3 protein-coding genes and 1 pseudogene are annotated in these 1,857 nt (G+C 68.3%); 1 reads left to right on the forward strand and 3 read right to left on the reverse strand.

The features are described from left to right. The 3 genes and pseudogenes from AB0L75_RS44095 to AB0L75_RS44105 form a co-directional block, all read right to left on the reverse strand. Positions 1 to 98, reverse strand: a pseudogene (locus tag AB0L75_RS44095) (phosphatase); the annotation flags it as partial. 127 nt (positions 99 to 225) lie between these two features. Further along, positions 226 to 654: a recombinase family protein gene (locus AB0L75_RS44100; protein ID WP_365191928.1), complete on the reverse strand. Its 429-nt coding sequence runs from the start codon at positions 652 to 654 to the stop codon at positions 226 to 228. After that, a complete protein-coding gene (locus tag AB0L75_RS44105) occupies positions 651 to 806 on the reverse strand; it encodes a hypothetical protein (RefSeq protein WP_254184623.1) in 156 nt (51 codons plus the stop codon). Before AB0L75_RS44105 ends, AB0L75_RS44100 begins: the two co-directional genes overlap by 4 nt. Positions 807 to 1,192: 386 nt before the next feature. Between AB0L75_RS44105 and AB0L75_RS44110 the strand changes: the two genes are divergently transcribed. Continuing rightward, positions 1,193 to 1,857 (forward strand): TIGR00366 family protein (locus tag AB0L75_RS44110; RefSeq protein ID WP_365191929.1); only part of this gene is annotated, 665 nt, incomplete at its 3' end.

Below are 1,857 nucleotides of genomic sequence, written 5' to 3' on the forward strand. Positions count from 1 at the left end.
GCGGCGGCCGTGACCTCGGATCCCTCGCGCAGGGCGACGTTCACACCGACGAGCAAGTTCCGCACGGCGTAGTTGAGGGTCCCGCACAGCGGCACAACTGCTCTGGTTCTGCTTGAGACTCTTCAGGCGGCTCCAGGCCATCGGTACGGCGCCGGCCGTCGACCTTTCGCTCTACGAAGACGCCCTCTTTAAGTCCTCCTCACCGCCCCATCCTGTCGAATCTCTTCAAGATGAATGACCCACGCGGGGCGGTTCCAAATATTCAGAAGCGACCCGACGCAACGAGGCGTATAGAGTCTGCCGACTCACCCCGAACGTGCGCGCCACCTCCGCCTTCGGGATCCCTATCTCGATCATCACCCGCGCCTTCTCCACGTCGGCGTCCGAGAGCTTCGGGGCCTGCACGTACTTGCCGCGGGTCTTGGCCAGGGCGATGCCCTCGGCCTGACGCTCCTTGATCCGCCGGCGCTCGAACTCAGCGAACGCCGCCAGGATGCCCAGCATCAGCCCGTCCACCGGAGAGGTGCCGGACTTGTCCACGGTGATCCGCTCGGACACGAACTGCACCGCACACCCCTTGCCGGTGAGCTCGTCCACGATCGCGTACAGGTCCCGCGTGTCCCGGCCGAGCCGATCCATCGAGGCGACTTTCACCAGGCCCCCTCCCGCACGTACCCCATCAGCCCAGCCAGCACGGCGCGCGTGGCCCGCGAGCTTTCAGAAATCTTGTCTTTGAAGATGCGGTCACACTCCCCCACCGCCTCAAGCTGACGATCCAGGTTCTGCTCGGCCGAGTTGCCCCGCACGCGGGCCACAGTCTGTCCAACCGCGTCTAAGGCCCTCCGACGGTTGTGTCCAACAGCCCGGTTTGGGACCGTCTCTGATGTAGCGGCCTCGTGGGCGGGCGGGGCGTGTAAAGGGGTATACCAGCAGTCGCACATCAAGGTGGACCGCTCAGCCGTCTCCTCGTACCTCCTCCCGAGGCTGGGCCCCTTTCAGCTCACCCGCCGCGGCCGGGGGCTCGCCGTGGAGCCGGGCCACGACGTCGTCGACCGCTGGGGAATCGACCGCCGACGCACTCGTCAGCGAGCGCCCGACTCTGGACGTGGACCAGGCCCTGCCCAAGACGATCGAGCGCCTAGAGTGATCCACATCACTCTCGTTGCGGCCTCTCACCCCGAACAGGAGCCTCATGTCCGCCACGTCCACACGTCCGCCCACACCCCGGCCCCCGGGCCGTGCCGCCCGCGAGGGCACGTTCTTCAGCCGCGCCATGCGCCCGCTGAACACGACGATGGAGCGGTTCATCCCGTCCTCGCTCGTGTTCACCATCGGGCACACGTTCGCGGTGGCGGCCCTGTGCCTGCTGCTCACTCCGGCCGGGCCGGCCGACGTCGTCGTGGGCTGGGGTGACGGCCTGTCCGGACTGCTGGCGTTCATCACGCAGATGGCGCTCGTGCTCATGCTCGGCCACATCCTGGCGAACACCGGTCCGGTGCGCCGCCTGCTCGCCCGGCTCGCCAGCATTCCCCGCACGCCCCTGGCCGCCTACATCTTCGTGTTCGTGGTGGCGGCGGCGGCCTCCCTCATCACGTGGGGCCTGGGCCTGGTGGTCGGTGCGCTGCTGGCCAAGGAGGTCGCGGCGCAGGCCCGTGAGCGCGGGCTGGTCCTGCACTTCCCGATGCTGGTGGCCGCCGGGTTCTCCGGGTTCGTGGTGTGGCACATGGGGTACTCGGGCTCCGGCCCGCTGACGGCCGCCACCCCCGGTTCATTCCTCACGGAGAGCCTGGGCGGCCGGACGGTCCCGGTCTCGGAGACCACCTTCTCCTGGTGGAACATCACCGCCGCCGTGGTGAC

Origin of the sequence: Streptomyces sp. NPDC052101 (genome assembly GCF_040680235.1) — a bacterium.
In the GTDB taxonomy this organism is placed as follows: domain Bacteria; phylum Actinomycetota; class Actinomycetes; order Streptomycetales; family Streptomycetaceae; genus Streptomyces.